Here is an 18615-nt window from a genome sequence, read left to right on the forward strand (position 1 = left end):
GTGTATATAATACTTAACCTCTAAGTAGAGTATTCCCTTGGAAATCCATTTACCGATCGCTAACTCTAAGTACTAGGGAGGATTTATGATCAATTGCTAAATAAGCTTTGGCTAGCTGGTAGATAATTAGGGCAGAAAGCTATAGCTAGAAGTATGGAAACCAAACAACTAGGAAAAACTGGTGTCTTTGTGAGTGCGATTGGCTTGGGTGGTATGCCCATGTCAATCTCTAATCGCCCTCCCGAATCGGAATCAATCGAAGTTATTCATCATGCTCTGGATTTGGGTATTACATTTATTGACACTGCCGATTCTTACTGCAAAGATGAGTCAGAAAAACACCACAACGAGCGACTAATTCACAAGGCGCTTACTAGTTACAAAGGCGATGTTAGCCAAGTAATTGTGGCAACTAAAGGCGGTTTAATGCGCCCCGATGGAAACTGGACAAGCAACGGCAACCCAGAACATTTACGCGAAACAATTCGAGTTAGTTTTGAGGCGTTGGGTGGTGCTAAACCCATCGATGTTTGGCAATACCATTCTCCCGATAGTAATTACACCATTGAGGAATCTCTTACACCAGCGAAAGAAGCAGTAGAGGCAGGTTTGATTAGGTTTGTGGGGGTTTCTAACTTTTCCGTTGAACAAATTAAGCGGGCGCGGGATGTAGTAGATATTATCTCAGTGCAAAATCAATACAGCCCTTGGCAACGACAGCCAGAAAATGATGGAGTGTTGAAGTATTGCGAACAGCAAGGATTGACATTTTTGCCTTGGAGTCCCTTTGGTGGTAAACGTCGCCATCAGGATTTGCAAGATATTCCTGCGATCGCTAACTTAGCTAAAGAAAAAGGTGTGTCACTATATAACATCGTTCTAGCTTGGTTGCGTTCTAAGTCGCCCGCTATTTTGCCAATTCCTGGTGCTAGCAAGGTTTCTAGCATCGAAGACTCAGCACAAGCTATTAATCTGAAACTATCTGATCAAGAAGTGCAAAAAATTGATCGGGCAACTTAATCATTCCCCTAGCTATTGACAAGGCTGTACTCAAACTCTGCGGCCTTATTGGTACACTCCAATAAGCATATAGAGAAAATACATGATCTTAGAAACATACCGCTTGCTAATGCGTGACTTTATAGAGGCAGATTGGCAAGCGGTTTTTGCCTATCAATCTGATCCTTTGTACTTGCGTTACAGTTATTGGACGCATCGTACAGAAAACGATGCTTGTGAGTTTGTCCAGATGTTTATTAGTGAGCAAAAACAGCAACCAAGAACAAAGTTTCAGTTAGCTGTTGTCCTCAAAGAAGAAAATCAGCTTATTGGCAATTGTGGCATCCGTATAAACGATACTGAACTACGGGAAGCAAATATCGGTTATGAGTTAAACACTCAGTTTTGGGGACAAGGTTATGCAACAGAAGCAGCACGGGCAATTTTAAAGTTTGGCTTTGAAGAACTGGGAATGCATCGTATCTGGTCTTGGTGTGTTGCAGAGAATGTTGCTTCTGTAAGGGTATTAGAAAAAATTGGTATGCGACGTGAGGGACATCTGCTGGAAAAAGAGTTAATTAAAGGCAGATGGTATGATAATTTTCTTTACGCTATCCTTGATCAAGAGTGGAAAGCGAAATAATTCTGCTTCTATGAGCTATTTATCTCAAACCTAATCTATATCTCCAGAGGCAACCGCATGTAATCTCTCAGTATCAAGTATGATAATCGTCCCACCCCGATGATAGCTAATTACTGACTTGAGACTTTTAATTAACCGCACACATTCTTCGTAAGTAATGCCGCTACTTCTAGCCATGCGATAATAAGACAACTTAACTTTTAAACACTCGCCTTGTGGACTTAATTCAGTTCCCGATTCAGCAGCAAAATATTGAATTAATCTGGCAAGGCGAACAATCGCTCTTTCAGAAACTAATCCGTGGACTGTTTCATGCAATTGCTGAATTCGACTGTTAAAAACCATCAGCATTCGTAATGCAATGTCAGGATTTTGCCCAATCGCTTTTAATAAAGCGTCTCGTTCTACAGTGAGAGTTTCACAATCAAATTCAGCAGTTACAGTTGCCGGGGAAATTCCATTTCCTAATAAAGCAGGAGCCGCAAAAATTTCCCCAGCAGCTAAGGTGCGGAGAATTGTTTCTTTCCCCTTCATTGCTGTTTTAGTAACTTGAATTGCTCCACTGACAACAGCATAGAGTTTTGCTGGTAAAGCATCACCTTCATGGAGAATAATCTCTCCTTTGCGATGGCGTTGCACCTGAGTATAAGGTTGCAAACTTACTTTGTCTGCTGTTTCTAAACCTGCAAACACAATAATTTGCGAAAGTTGTTCCAGGGATGCCTGCATGATTAGCCTGATATTGCAAAGGCTGGACGATGATGAATCCAAGGGTTAGCTGCTTCTAATTGTGCTGCTAGGCCGATGAGTGTAGCTTCAGCCGCAGGTTTACCAATTAGCTGCACGCTGATAGGTAAACCCTTACTATCAAAGCCTACAGGAATTGCGATCGCAGGTTGTCCAGTTGCATTTGCAGGCGGACAAGGGGCAACCCACTCAATAATATTTTGGAATGTCTCTTCTGGACTCAGCGAACCCCATTCTCCAATGCGAATAGGTGAATGCAGATAAACTGGCAATACCAGCACATCGACAGTATCAAAAAACGCCACAATCTGCCGTGCCACTATCTGCATTTTGGCAACTGCTTTCAGATAGTCAGCGACAGAACCTGTGCGTGCAAATAGCCAGCGATTCATTGGTTGCAAGGCTTCAACTGGAAGTCCCGCCGCAGCTACTCCAGCTTGCCAAACGATTTGAAATGGTTCGACTAAATCGCTAAAATCTGGAGATTTCTGTTCAACTTGATGACCGAGTTGTTCTAATAACTGGACTGTTTGACGGACACCCTGCTGACAGTTCGCGTCAGCTTCTCCCAAAGGAGAAATGCTAGTGTCAAAGGCAATTCGCAAAGCACCAAGTTTTGTCTGAGTGGCGGCGAGAAATGATGGTTCGGGATCTGGCAACCAGTAAGGATCGCCTGTGACATAGCCACTTATGGCATCCAAAAGGGCAGCAGCATCAGCCACAGTCCGGGCGATGGGGCCGTTGACAGCAATTCCAGCGAGGCGTTCACCTACGGGTGCGTTACTCACTCTGCCTCTGGATGGTTTGATTCCTACCAAACCACAACAAGCCGCAGGCCCCCGAATCGAACCACCACCATCAGAACCTTGAGCGATCGCACACAATCCTGCTGCGATCGCTGCCGCCGCGCCACCACTGGAACCACCAGGAGTATATTCTAAATTCCACGGATTTCTTGCTGCCGGAAAACCCGTAGGTTCACTGTATGGAAATGAACCTAATTCGGAAGTGGCTGTTTTACCAAGAATAGTAAACCCAGCTTGCTTAATCTTTGTTACAACGCCATCATCATAGTTAGGGATACTATTCAGTAATGCTGGATTTCCATAAGTACAGGTAACATCAGCTACAGCATTCAAATCTTTAATGGAAATTGGCACACCAAAAAATGGCGGTAATTCTGAGGTAGTTGTCAATAATTCTGTTTTGGCTTTGGCATCTGCGATCGCTAATTCTGCCGTCACCGTAAAATAACTTCCTAATTGGGGATTCAACTGTCCAATCCGTTCTAAATATATTTCCACCAACTCTAGGGGTGATACTTCTCGGTGACGAATTAATTCCGCCAACTCTAGTGCGGGGGTAAATGCTAAATCAACTTCATTCATAAGTTAGTGAATGGGTAATTTTGTCTTTCTCTGGGATTTTTAAACTGAAATTGTTACTTTAGCAGGATTTACGGGAATTATACATTTTATAGCTCCTAAGATTTGTCACTCAACTAGGATGCTCAGATGCAACAGATGTGGTTATGTTCTGACTCAAGCCATTTTAATTGTTTCGTATAAACTTTCGACAAATCCCTAAGAGGTATTTATGGCTAACCTAGAAATACTTGTTAGTGAATTGCCAACACTAATTCAGAGTTTAAAACTGACTATTGGCGATTCTAATGAAATCATGGAACAAATTATCTCGATCAATAATGCTCAAGTAAAACTACGCAATATTAAAAAAATAATTATTCAAGAATTAAAATTTGATAATATCAAAAATTCTGCGATTGCTACACTTCCTCGCATAGATACTGTAGCTAATATTGGATTAGGAGAGCCAGCGATCGCAGAAAAATTTGAACATTCAAAAACTAAAATATCATTAACTGATTTACAATCCAAAATCGATGGCTGGATTGAATGGGGTTATTTTTTGCAGGCAATAGCTGGTGATATTCTCAGTGACGAGGGTTTGGTCAATCAACTAAATTTTGACATTAATCATCTCAGCTTATCTGCCCAATTTCAGTTAATTGCTGAAAGTTTAAAAATTAACTTAGTCTTGGAAAATTATCCTATTTTAGGACATCAAATTACAAAAATTAGTAATTATCAAAAAGAATTAATAGAATTACAACAAAAGTTAAATTATATTTTTGACACTATTAAAAATAGTCGTAGTTTATTAAATATTTTATTAGGGGTATCTGCTTTCTTTGGCAAATCTGGTTTTGCCTTAGAGTGGTTAGACGATGACCACGAATTAATTATATCAAGTAATGGTAAATTTCAAGAGTTGACGGATATTCTTAATGATTGTGATTATTTTCAAGATAAAATTGCTGCCTTAATTATTCATAGTGAAGTTTTAAAAGAACAAGCAGAATATGCCCTAAAAAAGATTGAAGAAGAAAGTAGTAATAAGCCAACTATTAGCCAGCATGTAGAGAAATTACCAAAATTTTCGACACCAAAAAGAGTCAGTTCAGCTTTGATTATAGTTTCAAGTTTAGTAATTTTAGGTTTTGGTGGTTGGAAACTTAAGGAGCAAAGCCACCAATGGCAACAGACTAATCTAAGTTTAACTCAAGAGGGGAGTGCCTTAGCTAAGTTTAAATCTGCTCAAAAACTTGGCATGGAAGCTGCTTTTTTAGTTCAAAAACCACCACATCCTCTAGAAGTCTGGCAACAAGCCGAAACTAAATGGCATCAGGCAATAATCTTATTAGATAGTATTCCTCCTGATAAAACATCGGTTTCTGATAAAGCAAAGAACAAATTAGCTTACTATCGAATTAATTATAAATCTATCACTCAAAGAGTCATAATTGAAAAGAAAGCTTTAAACAATTTTGAATCAGCCCAAAAACTAGCGATAGAAGCTAATTTATTTGTCAAAAATTTACCCCATTCGCCACTAATTCGGCAGCAAGCACAAGATAAATGGAAACAAGCAATCAATTTATTAGAAGCAATTCCAAATAGTACGTCCGTCTCTATACAAGCTAAAGAAACACTTAATATTTATAAAATTAATTATGCGTCTATCAGCCAAATATAGCAGTTAGAACCTGTTTATAAAGTAAATAACAAGTTAGGGTGTGTTACGGCTGTGTAGGAATTTGAAGGTTTGAGAAAGTCTAATTTAGCCATAACGCACCATATTTACTGGTACTACAATTTCAGGTTTACTTTATAAATGGTTCTTATCGCTCCGATGAGTATCAAGTTTGAATTGATTGAGAAGTATGTTCGTAGTAAGGACTGTTCGCGCAGCATTCCCGCAGGATAGTACTTACTACAGACATTAACAATTACACCTTAGAACGGTCAGTCAAAATCTCATAACCAGTATCTGTCACTAAAACTGTATGCTCAAACTGAGCCGACAAAGAATTATCCACGGTAACTGCTGTCCAACGGTCAGATAATGTCCGAGTGTGTCTAGAACCAGCATTTAAAATTGGCTCAATTGCCAGCGTCATCCCCGCACGAAGTTTAACATTTGGCATTTCGCGGGTACGGTAGTTGAATACTGAAGGTTCTTCGTGCAGGTTACGCCCGACACCATGTCCAGTGAATTCTTCGACTATACTAAAGCCGTTAGCTTTCACATGGTCTTCAATTGCTCCAGCTAAGTCAAGCAGGTATACACCAGCTTTTACTTGTTCAATGCCCTTAAATAAAGCTTCTTCTGCGACGCGAATTAATTTAGCAGCTTCTTCTGTCACTTCACCGACAGCAATTGAAATGCAAGAATCACCATGAAAGCCTTGGTAATAAGCGCCGGTATCTACTTTTAATACATCTCCCACGCGAATAACTTTCTTCGGGCTAGGAATGCCATGTACTGCTTCATTATTAATGCTGGAGCAGATAGAACCGGGAAAACCGTGATATCCTTTAAAACTCGGTGTTGCACCCATTTCGCGGATGCGTTTTTCGGCGTGAGCATCCAAATCAGCCGTTGTCATTCCTGGCTTTACTAGCTCGGAAATTTCTTTGAGGACAGTTGCTACAATTGCCGATGATTGTCGCATGATTTCAATTTCACGCGATGATTTAATTTCAATTCCACGTCCCTTTTTTTTTGATGTTGCAGGCTGAGTTGTTTGAGAAAGTAAGTTACTGAAAATGTTCATAGGAAATTAATAATTACTGGTAGCTTTGTCAATGAAGTATGAATGCTTTCTCTAGATTACTTGAGAAATAATATCTATAATTTAAGTTATTTTAATCCCTGATAGGGATTCTTGCAGTTTAACTGCGTAATGTATATATAGTAACACATTAGCCTCCCCCTGATATTTTAGACTTCAATCAAAATTGCTCTAACTTATTTTTCGCTGCCCACTATAGGATTTCGTTCAATTATCTTCAATTGAAACATTAGACGGTTATTCAATACTAAGTCTAAGAATTTTTAATTTTTTATGGCAATTTCTCCAGTCATACCTGCTTCCAGATGTCCCGGTATTGAACAACGTAAGCCATAAGTTCCAGATTTCAGAGGCACAAATACCCATTCTGCCTCAGCACCCGGCTTGAGTTCTAGTTCGTGAATGGCTCCTTTGATTTCTACTTTGCCTGCTTGAACTTTTTGTGTCCAGATGCCATCGGCAAAATCTTTAGCAGTAAAATAGTGCTTCAGTTGGCTGGGATTAGTAAGCCGGAGTTGATAGCGTTTACCAGCCTCGAATTCTAGATGATTTGGCTCAAACTTGAGTTCGTTAGCCAAATTACCTAAGCTAATTGTAATTTCTGTAGCTGGTTGCTTGAGTAAATCGCCAGATAAATTCGCCGCTATTGCTGGAGGAGCAGCGATAAAATTTAAGCTTAGAAGCAACGTTAATATCACGTACTTTAGACGTAATATTTGCAGCCAAGCAGTGTTAGGGAAAGTAAGAGATGTAATTACAATTTGGTATAAATAGTTGTAAATTTTCATCGGTAGTCCTTAAAAGCAATGCTGATGAGCAAGAACAATTAATAGATTGCGGTAAAAACCGCTTTACCTATTCTTTATTATCCATGCCCAGCGCCCATCTCTACCTAATGCTTTTTTCTGCTAACACAGATGGCCCAGCAGTCACGACTACGATTTTATCTGGGTGGAGTAATTCACGAGCCGCTTGATTAACTTGCTCAAAGGTGACTTTCTGGAGTTTGTCAGTAAAGGAATGTAATTCTACTTTATCTAGTCCATACACTTCATTCATCAGAATTCTATCTGTTAATTCTTCTGGGTTTGCCAGAGAAACGTTGTAGTTGCTAATGAGGGTGCGTTTAGCTGTTTCTACTTCCAGTGCAGTTACGCCTTGTTGATGGATTTGCTGTAGTATTTGACGAGTACTAGCGATCGCTTTGCTGCTATCTTCTGGACTAGTTTGCATTTCAATCAAAAATGTGCCCGCATTCTTCCCAGTATGGAAGTAGCTATAAATTCCATAGCTCAAACCTTGGCGATCGCGCACTTCTGCACCCAGTCTACTAGATAAGGTATCGCCTCCCAAAATCTGGTTCAATACTAAGGCTGCATGAAACCGAGGATCGTAACGGTTAATACCTGTGTAACCCATATATGTCACAGCTTGGGCTTTACCTGGTAAGACTGGGTTAACACTGATGATTTTCTCTGGCATTGATACCGGGGGATATTTTAATGTGGGTGCTTTACCGCTAACTCGCCAGTTACCAAAATCATTTTGAATGAGCGATCGCACAATGTCCAGATCAAAATCTCCCACCAGCGCCAACACTGTTGTATCTGGACGATAATGTTTAGCTTTGAAATCAATCACATCCTGGCGCTGAATCTGCTGTAAACTTTCTTCTGTGGGAAAGGTATGTAAAGGATGTTTTTTAGGGTAAATTGACTGCACAAATATTCTTCTGGCTACTTCTGATGGCTCATCTAATTCCAGTTGCAAATCAGTTAAAGTTTGTTGGCGGTGCAATTCCAACTCTTTTGCTGGAAAAGTACTATTTTTAACAACATCTGCCAATATCTCCAGAATTATCGGCAAATCCCCTGCTAAACTATCACCTTCAATATGCACACCTTCACGATGGACTTCAAAGTTGAGACTCGCCCCTCGTTCTGCCAATACTTTAGCAATAGTTAAGACATTTTTGCTCGTAGTACCATTTAGTAAATTTTCTGATACAAAAGCAGCCAATCCCGCTTGATTCTCTAAATCGAATTCTGTCCCGGCTTGAATGTAGCCGCTTAGAGTAACGGTGGGTGTACTACGATCTGGTAACAGTAATATCCGCAGTCCGTTGGTAAGTTTAAATTCTTGTGGTAATACTTGGGCAATCGCATCTGTAACCAAATCCACAGGCGGTAGGTATTTCGCCACCTCAGAAGGAAGCACAGCCACGCCAGGAGAGAAATTTTCGGTAGTTTGGGCTGAGTCTGGTTTGTCACTAACCCCTATTATCTGCTTTTGGGTTGGTTCAAAAAAGCCTACTGTCCGAGATTCTTTTGTGAGGTATTTGTTAATCACAGTTACAACATCCGTCGGCTTCACCAGACGAACAGCAGCCAAATAGCGGTCTGTGTAGCGATAATCACCAACAGTTGTCTCGTCATTACCCAAACGCATTGCTTGAGAGGTAATATCACGGTTACTCAGAATTACATCTGCTGTTAATTGGGTTTTGGCTCGTTCTACTTCCTCAGTTGTCACGCTTTCTGCTACATTAGCAATCGCGCTACTCAACACTGAATCAATTTTTTTCAAATCTTGTTTAGAACCAGCCGTCACCAAAACCTCATACCAGCCAGATTCTCGCAAACTGGTAACGGATGCTGTAACTTCACTCGCTAAACCTGATTCCACCAATGCCTGATAAAGTCTAGAATTTCGTCCCTCTGTAAAGATGTAATCCATCACATCCAGCGTTGGGACATCTGGTTGATTCGCATCTGGTAGCGGATACACAACTTGTAACAGTCGCCCTGCTCCCGGTTCTCGCAACACTATGGGAGTGGGGAGTGGGGAATGGGGAATTGGGCATTTGGTTGTTAATTCTTCTTTCCCTGCCCCCTGCCTCCTCAGTAGTTTGCCAAATACTTCTTTAATTGTTTCAAGGGTATTTCCGGTTTGAAAATCTCCAACAATCACTAAGACGGCATTATCAGGACTGTAAAAATTGCGGTAATATTCCTGTACTTGCTCAACTTCAAATTTCTCGACATCAGCTTTGGTTCCACCTACAGGCAATCCATAAGCATGATTAGGAAACACCGCTTGCATGACGGCACGGTTGAGGCGATATTCTGGTCTATTTTCGTAACCTTGCAACTCAGAAATTACTACTCGCTTTTCACTCGCTAGTTGTTCTGGCTCAATCTGAGAATTTTGCATTCTGTCTGCTTCTAGCACTAAGAGCGCTTTTAGCTTGTTACGTTCCACAGTACCGTAATATGCAGTTTGGTCATAGCTGGTGAAAGCATTGGAATCACTACCTAAAGCACTAAACAAACGGCCAAATTGAATGGGGCGATTTTGAGTACCTTTAAACATCAAGTGTTCCAACTGATGAGCAATACCATTCACGCCCGGTTCTTCATTGCGTGAGCCAACCTTGTACCACACTTGCACCGTCACCACTGGCGCAGTATGCACTTCCTTTGTTAGGACAGTTAGACCATTTTCCAGCACTGTCTTACGGACGTTTTCTGTCAGTGTTGAGGGCATTATTCTTTTTACTAGGAAGGTTGATTGGTATTTTTCTTTGTTAGATATGGCTGGATGTTGGCTATTAGCCCTCTTCTGTCACTCTCCGAAAACATTTGTCATTTCTGACTTCCAGAGCCTTTGTACAGGAAGCGATCGCCAGATTTTTTCCTAATAACAAATACAAGACCAATTTTTTTCTAATAGTATAGCTTGTATTGATTGCCTCATGGGGGTTCTAGCGATCGCCCTCCCGGAGAGTGACAGAAGAGGGTTAGGGACTTCCAGAAATTAAATTATTCAATTTTGGAGCGAAGATGATCAATTAGATTCTTCCTCCCCTGCTTCCCCTGCGCCCCCTGCCTCCCCTGCTCGCCAAAGCGATGGGATATTTTTTTAGTTGGAAGTCCCTTAGTCGATTGCTCGCTCAATAAAAAAACTGCTACTAGCCATAAGCTTAAAATTAATAACGGCAAGGGATATTTATAAAACCTGGAAAATCCATACATTTATTTAGCAAGCATCGCTGTAAATTAAGTTACATAGTTATTTTTGTGAATGATTAAGTTTAATCTGGCAAAAAAATCTGTTACTGAGGTAACAATACAGAAAAACAATATATTAGCAATAAAGGTAATAAAAAAGCTAAATTACGGGAGTTTTGTTAAAACCCGAATGAATTCCAAAGGTAAACCATCGGTATCGGCGATAAAAGCTACTTCGTAAATGCGATCGCCTATTTGCTGTTGTGTGGGTTCTAAAAGTACCTTCAACGGTTGTAATTCTTCACTTTGACTCTCAGTTGCCAATAATACACGTTCTTGTAAATTTGTCAACCAGCTAGGTAAATCTGGTGTAATCTCAGTTAAATCGAACGAGAGATGATAATAGCCCACATAATGCTCGTCAGCAAAGGCATCTGGGGCTGGCTTTGGTTCGGGAATTTGGATCAGTTCAATTCTGCCGCCCAGTCCTTCCATCCAGCAAGCTAGGGTGTAGCCTGTAGTAAAGCGTTCCGAAATTGTAAACCCCAAATGTTCGTAGAAAGCGATCGCTCGATGAATATTCGCAGTCCGAATAGAAGCATGGTGCATAATTTGTCTTTTATCCTTTGTCAGTTGTCCTTTTTTGTAAAAGTTGCGATCGGAGGTTTTCTCCGATCGTAACTTTGCACTTTGTACTTTGTTATTCACCAATGACAAATGACAAATGACTAATGACCATTACTCAAACAACCTGAAATAGGGGTAGCGTACAGGGACACCAGGCTCTTTTTCCAAGTCAAAGTTAATCACTTCCCAGCATGGATCTTCTGAGGTATCGGGGCTAAACTCTACGGGTAAGCCGTATAGTCGAGCAGCAGTAGCTTCCGGTTGTCCAGAACGCCAAGGTGTGCTGCGTTCTAAATAGCCACTCATCAATTCCTGATAGCGTAGAGCAATAATCACTTTTGTTGCTCGAAAGCCTTGGGTATACAGCTTATCTAAAGCTTCGTGAATTTCAAAGCGGATACCATCAGGATGAGTATGTTGTCTATACCATTCATTATTCCACCTCCGCCAATGACGGCCCGATTGCAAATGAACTAACTCACCATTTTTAGGATTAGCTTCAAAAGCGCCATGACGCGGACACAAATAGGTATCTGTTAATGTCAGCGCCTGAATAGTCTGGCGACAATGGGGGCACTGTATTTCCGGCCCAAACATTGGGTACTGAAAGCCTGGATTCATCATGAAGTGCGTACAAACATAATTTCGTCTTCACCAGCACTAGTGCATTGGATTATACACTTCGGCTCCACCACTTTGGGTTAATTGCTTACTGCTACACAAACACGCAGTTGCAGCATAAACATTCTTCACGAGTGTTTTCCTCACCGGAGAGGCTTGACGCTGTGATATTCTGGTTGTGCAACCAGCCTCAAAGGTTGGAGTTTCTCCAGTGTTCCTGAGTACCATATTCATATTCTATCGTGTCTACCGCTTCTTACTGGACATCTCCTGATTTTTCTCAAGCTACCTTCATCGCAGCCAATGCTGTTGTTATAGGTTCGGTAAATATAGCAGCAGGAGTGAGCATTTGGTATGGAGCAGTAGTTAGGGCAGATGTAGAACGGATTGAAATTGGCGAATGCACAAATATTCAGGATGGTGCAATTCTACATGGCGATCCTGGTTTTCCGACAATTTTAGAAGATCATGTTACCGTAGGGCATCGCGCTGTGATCCATTCCGCTTACATTGAGCGTGGAAGTTTGATTGGCATTGGCGCAGTGATTTTAGACGGGGTACGAGTGGGTGCTGGTAGCATTATCGGTGCTGGCGCAGTTGTAACCAAAAATATACCTCCTTTGTCACTGGTTGTAGGTATTCCTGGCAAAGTGTCACGACAAGTAACAGACGTTGAAGCCGCAGAATTGATTGAACACGCTAAACGTTACCAAAAATTAGCTTTAGTTCATGCTGGTAAAGGTACTGATATCGGTTTTTGCAAATCGTAGGGAGTCCTGAGTGCGGGACGACGAGCGAAAAATAACCAATGCCCAATGCCCCATTCCCAATCCCGCATCCCTCATAATTTAAACATTCTTTACATATATGTTGCGAAAAATTGCCCACTTCAGCTAAAAATAAAAATGAGAGCAGTTGACAAAACTTTAATTTCTACTTAAGAGAGAGGTTCTAGATATGGATTCTATCGATTTCCGTATAGCGATCGTTTTAGCACCAGTTGCCATTGCTGCTAGCTGGGCAGTGTTTAATATTGGTGCTGCGGCTTTAAGACAAATTCAAGGCTTTTTGGATCGGGAAGCCTAAATTCAGCATAATATCATCACTTTTGAACCGCCTGTTTCTATTTACGGAGACAGTCGGTTTTATCACTATTAATGGTTCATTGGAAGAGGGAGAGGGAAAAGTAGCAATTTTTATTCTCTCCCCTGCCCCTTGTTCCCTACCCCCACTCCCCCTTCCTTGGATATTGATTCTGTAATACAACCCCTTCAACGGTTTGGTGTCCATCTAGGACTCGATCGCATTGTCAACTTATTGGCAAATCTCGGCAATCCTCATCATCAAATTCCGGTAATTCATGTTGCTGGTACTAATGGCAAAGGTTCAGTCTGTGCCTATCTTTCTTCAGTACTTACTGAAGCTGGTTATCGCACAGGACGCTACACTTCACCGCATTTAGTCGATTGGACGGAACGTATTTGTTTAAATGAACAGCCAATTTCCTCAGAGGAATTGAGCCAATTATTAGAAAAAGTCCAAGCGGTTATTCGGTCTGGTGACGAGGAGATCCCCCCAACCTCCCTTGAAAAGGGGGGCTATGTTTCCCAATTCAAAAGGGAGGATAGGGGGAATCAAACCTTTTCGGAAAAGTATGGGAACCCGACTCAGTTTGAAGTAATTACGGCGGCTGCTTGGTTATATTTTGCCCAGCAACAAGTCGATGTGGCTGTGATAGAAGTCGGACTAGGAGGGCGTTTGGATGCTACAAATGTTTCCCTGAAACCCTTGGTTACTATCATCACTTCCATCAGCCGAGAACATTGGCAGCAACTTGGCCCCACTGTCGCGGACATTGCTAGAGAAAAAGCAGGTATTCTCAAACCTGGATGTCCTGTTGTGGTTGGAGGATTGCCACTGGATGCAGAAGAAGTTGTGCGATCGCGTGCTTTAGAATTAGAATGCCCAATTTTTATGCCTCAACCCGCCCGTCAAATCGCTACAGGATGGGCAGAATATCAAACACTTCAAAATTCTCAATTAATTAAATATCCTTTGCCATTAGCGGGACAAATTCAACTAGCAAATTCAGCTTTGGCAATAGCAGCTTTAGAAATTCTCCAACAACGGGGTTGGCAGATTTCTGAAGAAACCATAATTAAGGGCATGGCAAAAACTCAATGGCTGGGGCGGATGCAATGGACTACCTGGAACAACCGTAAATTATTACTTGATGGCGCTCATAATACTGCCGCAGCCCAAGTTCTTCGCCAGTATGTCGATAGCTTAGACATTGTTAACCGCAAGCCCGTCAACTGGGTTATGGGAATGTTTGCCGATAAGGATCATGAGGACATTTTTACCGCCCTGCTGCACCCAGGCGATCGCCTTTTTTTAGTGCCAATACCAGTAGAATCTTGGCCGGGTAGAACTTCCGCCGATCTACAGGAATTAGCAAACCTAGCTTATAGCCTTTGTCCCAAATTAAGCGATCGCCAAATCTATCCAGATTTATTCACAGCACTAGAAGCAGTTACCACAGACGATTTAATCATTGTATGTGGTTCCCTTTATCTAGTAGGCGATTTTTTATCAATCACCAATATAATTCGTAAATCATAATTACGAATTACCTATTATTCCACTCCTGCGCTGCATCTTCTACGGCTTTATCTACAGTTTTCTCCCCTAACATTGCTGCTTGTAAGTTCTCATAAATTGCCTTTTGCAGTTTGTTGAAATCCTTCAAATTAGGGGTTAATATTTCTGCCCGTTGCAATTCTTTAGCACTCATAACTCGCGCTTTTTCTACTATTGAAGCATTAGCAGGAATATCTTTAAAGTAACTATCAGACAATGCCTTGACTGTAGAAGGTAAGACATTTGCAGCTTTAGCGAAAGCTAACTGATTTTCGTCATTGGTGACAAATAAAGCAAACTTCACAGCGCCATCTGGTTGTTTACTGTCACGGGGAATAACTATGTTCATCACAGCGACATTTTTCTTGCCCGTGTCACCAGTCAATTGAGGGGCTATTCCCGTAGCTTGGGCGATTTTCGGGGCATTATTAGCGATCGTTTTTAGGAACTCTGGCCCAGAAGCTAGAAACACAGTCTCTCCAGATTGGTATAAATCGATGGCGTGGCGATGTCCTTGCGTTAAAGCCTCTTTTGGAAGTAACCCTTTTTTATACAAATCTACCCAATATTGAAACGCTGCCTTACCTGGTGCTGAATTAAACGCCGCTTTCCCATCACCATTTATTAGGGTGACTCCCATTTGTACGAAAGATTCCAGTACTTCACCAGAATCTTGCGGTACAAACGTCACAAAAAAAGCATATTTCCCTGTCTTATCTTTAATTTGTTGTGCTACTTGTGCCAATTCTGCGTAGGTTGTAGGGACTTTATTGATACCTGCCTGTTTTAATAAATCAGTGTTATAAATGGTTAACCGTGTGGTGAGATACCAGGGAATCCCGAAACTCTTGCCATTAAGTGTAGAAGATTCCCAGATATTTGGTAGATAGGAGGAACGGACATTGTTTGAGACTTTTGCATCTAAATCTAACCAGGCATTTCGTCCTGCAAGTTGGGAAGCAAAACCCGGATTGAGGTTAACTACATCAGGTGGCGTTTTTGCTGAGACAGCTGTTAAAATTTTGTTCTCCATAGCCGCCCAAGGTACATCGACCCAGCTAATCTTTATACCTGGGTTTTGCGATTCAAAATTCGCAATTAGGTTTTTGAAGTAGTCGGTAAATTGAGGTTGGAGTTGCATTGTCCAAAACTTAATAGTTGCTGCTCCTGAATTAACTTGTTTTGTATTTGTACTGACATTACTTGTACTGCAACTTACAATCCAACTGGTTAATAAGCCAAGCATTACAAAAGCAACAAGTTGTTTAAATTTTCGCAATTGAATCATTTTCCCAGTATTTTTACGCTTGATAGGTGTGAAAAGCTTAGACAGAATTGTCGAGATTATAGGCTAAATAAATTAATTAGCACCAAGTCCGTTTTTAGTATCATTTAAATTTTCAATTTAGCAGTCCAGCGGGCACAACTGTGGTAAAAAGCTTCAAAAGTCTGTTTGGCAAATCAAATAAAGGGGTCGGCATTGAACTTGCTCCCGAACGGGTCAATGTAGTTCAGCTACGCAAGCAGCGTCAAGGCATGAAACTAGAAACCTTTATATCGGTAGCAGTTCCCGAAGGTGTAGTTATTGATGGTCAAATCACCGATCCCGCAGCAATGGCGCAATTAATCCAGCAGGCGCTAGCTGAGAGCAAAATCAAAACTTCTCGTGTTGCTACTGGTGTACCAGGGCGAGATTCTATCGTTCGGATTATACCAGTGCCAGCAGAGTTAGATGACAAAGAACTGCGAGAAATGGTACTCAACCATGAAGCAGGTTTATATTTACCCTATCCTCGTGAAGAGGCTGATGTAGATTATCAGAAACTTGGGTACTTTGTAGATGAAGATGGCATTGAAAAAGTACACGTACTCCTAGTTGCCACCCGCAAGGAGATCACGGATACCTATATCAGTACATTTGAGCAGGCAGGATTACAAATTGATGTTTTAGAAATTAACAGTTTTGCTCTTATTCGGACTATTCGTGAGCAATTGCGACAATTTGGGCCGCAAGAAGCAGCAGTACTAGTTGATATAGAGTTCGACAGTACAGAAATTGCCATCATCGTTAACGGAGTGCCGCAATTTTCGCGCACAGTTCCAATCGGAACTTATCAAATGCAAACAGCCTTAGCAAGGGCAATGAGTTTACCCACATCACGAGATATGGAACTGTTATATGGAATGATTATTCCTCCAACTCCCATAGACGGCGGGAAAACCGGCGTTACCGAACTCGATCCTGGTATGGCAGCCATATTAAGAGTATTGGGAGAACTAACGGATGAACTGCGCCGTTCCATCGATTTTTACCTCAATCAAAGTGAAAATTTGGAGGTAGCGCAGATTATATTAGCTGGGCCAGGAGGTGGACTCCAGCAGCTAGATGAATTCTTTACCCAACGACTGAGCTTGCCAACTACCCAAATAGATCCAATCGGCTCTTTATCCTTGGAAGTTGACACTGAGAAATATCCACAGGTGCAACGCTCTGGGTTGGCGATCGTACTTGGTCTAGGAATGCGGGAGGTGTAACAAAATGTATAGCCTAGATGTTAACTTTCTAAAAGATCGCCCAGCATATCAGAAAAAGCCTGAGAGAAAGGGAGGAATATCCCTAAACCTGCCTACAGGAAATTTGACACCAGTGTATATAGGAGTTGCTGTAGGTGTAGGTCTTCCAGCTGTATTGGGAGTTGCTTGGTGGTTATTGCAAGGGAAGATTGTTGAATTAAATGGTCAAATCGCACAACTAGATCAGGAAAGCAAGAGGTTAGATACAGAAATAGGAAATATTAACAAAATCAAAGCCGAGACGAGTGCAATTAAAGGAGAAACTCAAGCATTAGTCACTGTATTTGACCAGATTCGACCTTGGTCAGCAATGCTGCAAGATTTGCGCGATCGCATTCCTGCCGCAGTGCAAATCGAAACTATCAAGCAAACCCCACCCGTTGCAGTCGCGGCAGGCCAGCCCCCAAACAATCCTGCTGGAGGATTAGAAATTACCGGATTGGCTCGTTCTTTTAACGATGTCAATGATTTCTTATTAAGTTTACAACAGTCTCGATTCTTGAAGTCCACAGAAAGCCGAATTATGACAGCAGCCTTGGTGGATGCTCCTATACCACCAGGTACCGAGCAACCTACTAATGGTGTAATAATTAAGCCACCTCAAGTAGTTAAATATACTATTCAATCGACTATGAGCGATGTTCCAGCTTCGGAATTAATCCGAGAGTTGGAAAAAAAAGGCACAGTGGGGTTAGTGACTCGAATTCGTAGTATCCAACAAACAGGAGTCATTTCAAAATGACGCTGAGTGATGATTTAAATTTTGCCGAACATGGTGGGGAATTCAACTCGGAAACGCCAGCCTACCCCGTGGTATTTGGCATTGCCTTTACACCAAAAATCATTGGAATTTTGGTGGGGGTAATTGGTTTAGCAGGAGCAGGTTATATATTGTTAAACTTGCTGATGCCAGCTTTGGAAAGCTATCAGCAGCAGCAAGCAAAAAGCTCTGAACTGCAAGGGCAAATTGAGCAAAAAAAAGCCAATATCAAACAGATTGACAAAGTTAAACAGGAATTAGCTCAGGCAAAACAGCAAAAAGTACAAGTTTTAGCTTTATTCGCTAACGAAAAAAGTTTAGATACATTGCTGTTAGATTTGAACCGCTTAATTGAGTCTGGAAATACTCCAACTTCTGTTAATGCAGTTAGAGCCAAACTGAAGAGGTTTGTGCCAGTTTCCCAAAAGCCAGAACCGATTACTGATGGAACTTTAGGACTACAGGTTGACGGTAAGTTGGAACGCAGCACTATCAATGCTGAAATTACAGGAACTTATGAGCAAACACAATCCATAATTCGTAACATTGAGCGGTTACAGCCTTTGTTAATAGTTAAAGATTATCAAGCAACTTTGGCTCCAGTAGAGTCAAGATCCCCATTAGATAAAACACCTGTACAGGTTGGGCCAGCAGCAATTAATACATCATTCCAGTTACAGGTATTGATGCCACTTAGTGCAGAAGAAATAGCTGCTGCCGCAGCTAAAGCTGCCCCGAAAAAGTAGTTAGCAATGAGAAGTTAGGAGTTAAGAGTTAGGAGTTAGGAGTTATCATTCCTAACTATTAACTCCTAATTTCTCACAATTTTTTGTAAACA

Annotated in this window: 18 protein-coding genes; 9 read left to right on the forward strand and 9 right to left on the reverse strand. The window is 41.4% G+C overall.

Annotated elements, in window-relative coordinates:
* Positions 1 to 153: 153 nt before the first annotated feature.
* Positions 154 to 1020, forward strand: coding sequence for an aldo/keto reductase (locus V7K42_RS20770; protein ID WP_334919245.1), 867 nt, complete (start codon positions 154 to 156; stop codon positions 1018 to 1020).
* An 82-nt stretch (positions 1021 to 1102) separates the two neighbouring features.
* Complete coding sequence (locus V7K42_RS20775) at positions 1103 to 1642, forward strand: GNAT family N-acetyltransferase (RefSeq protein WP_334919246.1); 540 nt, start codon at positions 1103 to 1105, stop codon at positions 1640 to 1642.
* Between the two features lie 30 nt (positions 1643 to 1672).
* Here V7K42_RS20775 and V7K42_RS20780 read toward each other — a convergent pair whose 3' ends face one another.
* On the reverse strand, positions 1673 to 2371 hold the full coding sequence (locus tag V7K42_RS20780; RefSeq protein WP_334919247.1) for a Crp/Fnr family transcriptional regulator: 699 nt from the start codon (positions 2369 to 2371) through the stop codon (positions 1673 to 1675).
* A 2-nt stretch (positions 2372 to 2373) separates the two neighbouring features.
* A complete protein-coding gene (locus V7K42_RS20785) occupies positions 2374 to 3777 on the reverse strand; it encodes an amidase (RefSeq protein ID WP_334919248.1) in 1404 nt (467 codons plus the stop codon).
* Between the two features lie 208 nt (positions 3778 to 3985).
* Between V7K42_RS20785 and V7K42_RS20790 the strand changes: the two genes are divergently transcribed.
* Complete coding sequence (locus tag V7K42_RS20790; protein WP_334919249.1) at positions 3986 to 5446, forward strand: hypothetical protein; 1461 nt, start codon at positions 3986 to 3988, stop codon at positions 5444 to 5446.
* 253 nt (positions 5447 to 5699) lie between these two features.
* On the opposite strand, the gene map is transcribed toward V7K42_RS20790, so the two are convergent.
* The 6 genes from map to V7K42_RS20820 all read right to left on the reverse strand — a co-directional run bounded on the left by map (position 5700) and on the right by V7K42_RS20820 (position 12031).
* Complete coding sequence (gene map / locus V7K42_RS20795; protein WP_094333161.1) at positions 5700 to 6527, reverse strand: type I methionyl aminopeptidase; 828 nt, start codon at positions 6525 to 6527, stop codon at positions 5700 to 5702.
* A 281-nt stretch (positions 6528 to 6808) separates the two neighbouring features.
* Entirely contained in the window at positions 6809 to 7333 is a 525-nt protein-coding gene (locus V7K42_RS20800; RefSeq protein ID WP_334919250.1) for a cupredoxin domain-containing protein, read from the reverse strand.
* Between the two features lie 100 nt (positions 7334 to 7433).
* A complete protein-coding gene (locus tag V7K42_RS20805; protein ID WP_442938607.1) occupies positions 7434 to 10091 on the reverse strand; it encodes a M16 family metallopeptidase in 2658 nt (885 codons plus the stop codon).
* 629 nt (positions 10092 to 10720) lie between these two features.
* Entirely contained in the window at positions 10721 to 11164 is a 444-nt protein-coding gene (locus V7K42_RS20810; protein ID WP_334919322.1) for a VOC family protein, read from the reverse strand.
* 129 nt (positions 11165 to 11293) lie between these two features.
* On the reverse strand, positions 11294 to 11806 hold the full coding sequence (locus tag V7K42_RS20815) for a TIGR02652 family protein (protein ID WP_094333562.1): 513 nt from the start codon (positions 11804 to 11806) through the stop codon (positions 11294 to 11296).
* A gap of 36 nt (positions 11807 to 11842) precedes the next feature.
* Positions 11843 to 12031, reverse strand: coding sequence for a hypothetical protein (locus V7K42_RS20820; RefSeq protein WP_334919251.1), 189 nt, complete (start codon positions 12029 to 12031; stop codon positions 11843 to 11845).
* 14 nt (positions 12032 to 12045) lie between these two features.
* On the opposite strand from V7K42_RS20820, the gene V7K42_RS20825 reads away from it, so the two are divergent.
* The 3 genes from V7K42_RS20825 to V7K42_RS20835 all read left to right on the forward strand — a co-directional run bounded on the left by V7K42_RS20825 (position 12046) and on the right by V7K42_RS20835 (position 14425).
* Positions 12046 to 12573 (forward strand): gamma carbonic anhydrase family protein, encoded by a 528-nt coding sequence (locus V7K42_RS20825; protein WP_334919252.1) that lies wholly within the window; start codon positions 12046 to 12048, stop codon positions 12571 to 12573.
* A gap of 187 nt (positions 12574 to 12760) precedes the next feature.
* Complete coding sequence (locus V7K42_RS20830; RefSeq protein WP_094333564.1) at positions 12761 to 12889, forward strand: photosystem II protein Y; 129 nt, start codon at positions 12761 to 12763, stop codon at positions 12887 to 12889.
* 156 nt (positions 12890 to 13045) lie between these two features.
* Positions 13046 to 14425: a bifunctional folylpolyglutamate synthase/dihydrofolate synthase gene (locus tag V7K42_RS20835; RefSeq protein ID WP_334919253.1), complete on the forward strand. Its 1380-nt coding sequence runs from the start codon at positions 13046 to 13048 to the stop codon at positions 14423 to 14425.
* Positions 14426 to 14432: 7 nt separating this feature from the next.
* Here V7K42_RS20835 and V7K42_RS20840 read toward each other — a convergent pair whose 3' ends face one another.
* Entirely contained in the window at positions 14433 to 15731 is a 1299-nt protein-coding gene (locus tag V7K42_RS20840) for an ABC transporter substrate-binding protein (RefSeq protein WP_334919254.1), read from the reverse strand.
* Between the two features lie 140 nt (positions 15732 to 15871).
* On the opposite strand from V7K42_RS20840, the gene pilM reads away from it, so the two are divergent.
* The 3 genes from pilM to V7K42_RS20855 are packed head-to-tail and all read left to right on the forward strand — an operon-like array spanning position 15872 to position 18523.
* Positions 15872 to 16978 carry a type IV pilus assembly protein PilM gene (gene pilM / locus V7K42_RS20845; protein ID WP_094332619.1) on the forward strand — a complete coding sequence of 369 codons (1107 nt, stop codon included), beginning with the start codon at positions 15872 to 15874 and terminating at the stop codon, positions 16976 to 16978.
* A 4-nt stretch (positions 16979 to 16982) separates the two neighbouring features.
* Positions 16983 to 17759 carry a PilN domain-containing protein gene (locus tag V7K42_RS20850; RefSeq protein ID WP_334919255.1) on the forward strand — a complete coding sequence of 259 codons (777 nt, stop codon included), beginning with the start codon at positions 16983 to 16985 and terminating at the stop codon, positions 17757 to 17759.
* Entirely contained in the window at positions 17756 to 18523 is a 768-nt protein-coding gene (locus V7K42_RS20855) for a pilus assembly protein PilO (protein WP_334919256.1), read from the forward strand. The genes V7K42_RS20850 and V7K42_RS20855 overlap by 4 nt, the downstream gene beginning before the upstream one ends.
* Positions 18524 to 18615: the final 92 nt, after the last annotated feature.

The sequence above is a fragment of the Nostoc sp. genome (genome assembly GCF_036917455.1).
Lineage (GTDB): Bacteria > Cyanobacteriota > Cyanobacteriia > Cyanobacteriales > Nostocaceae > Nostoc.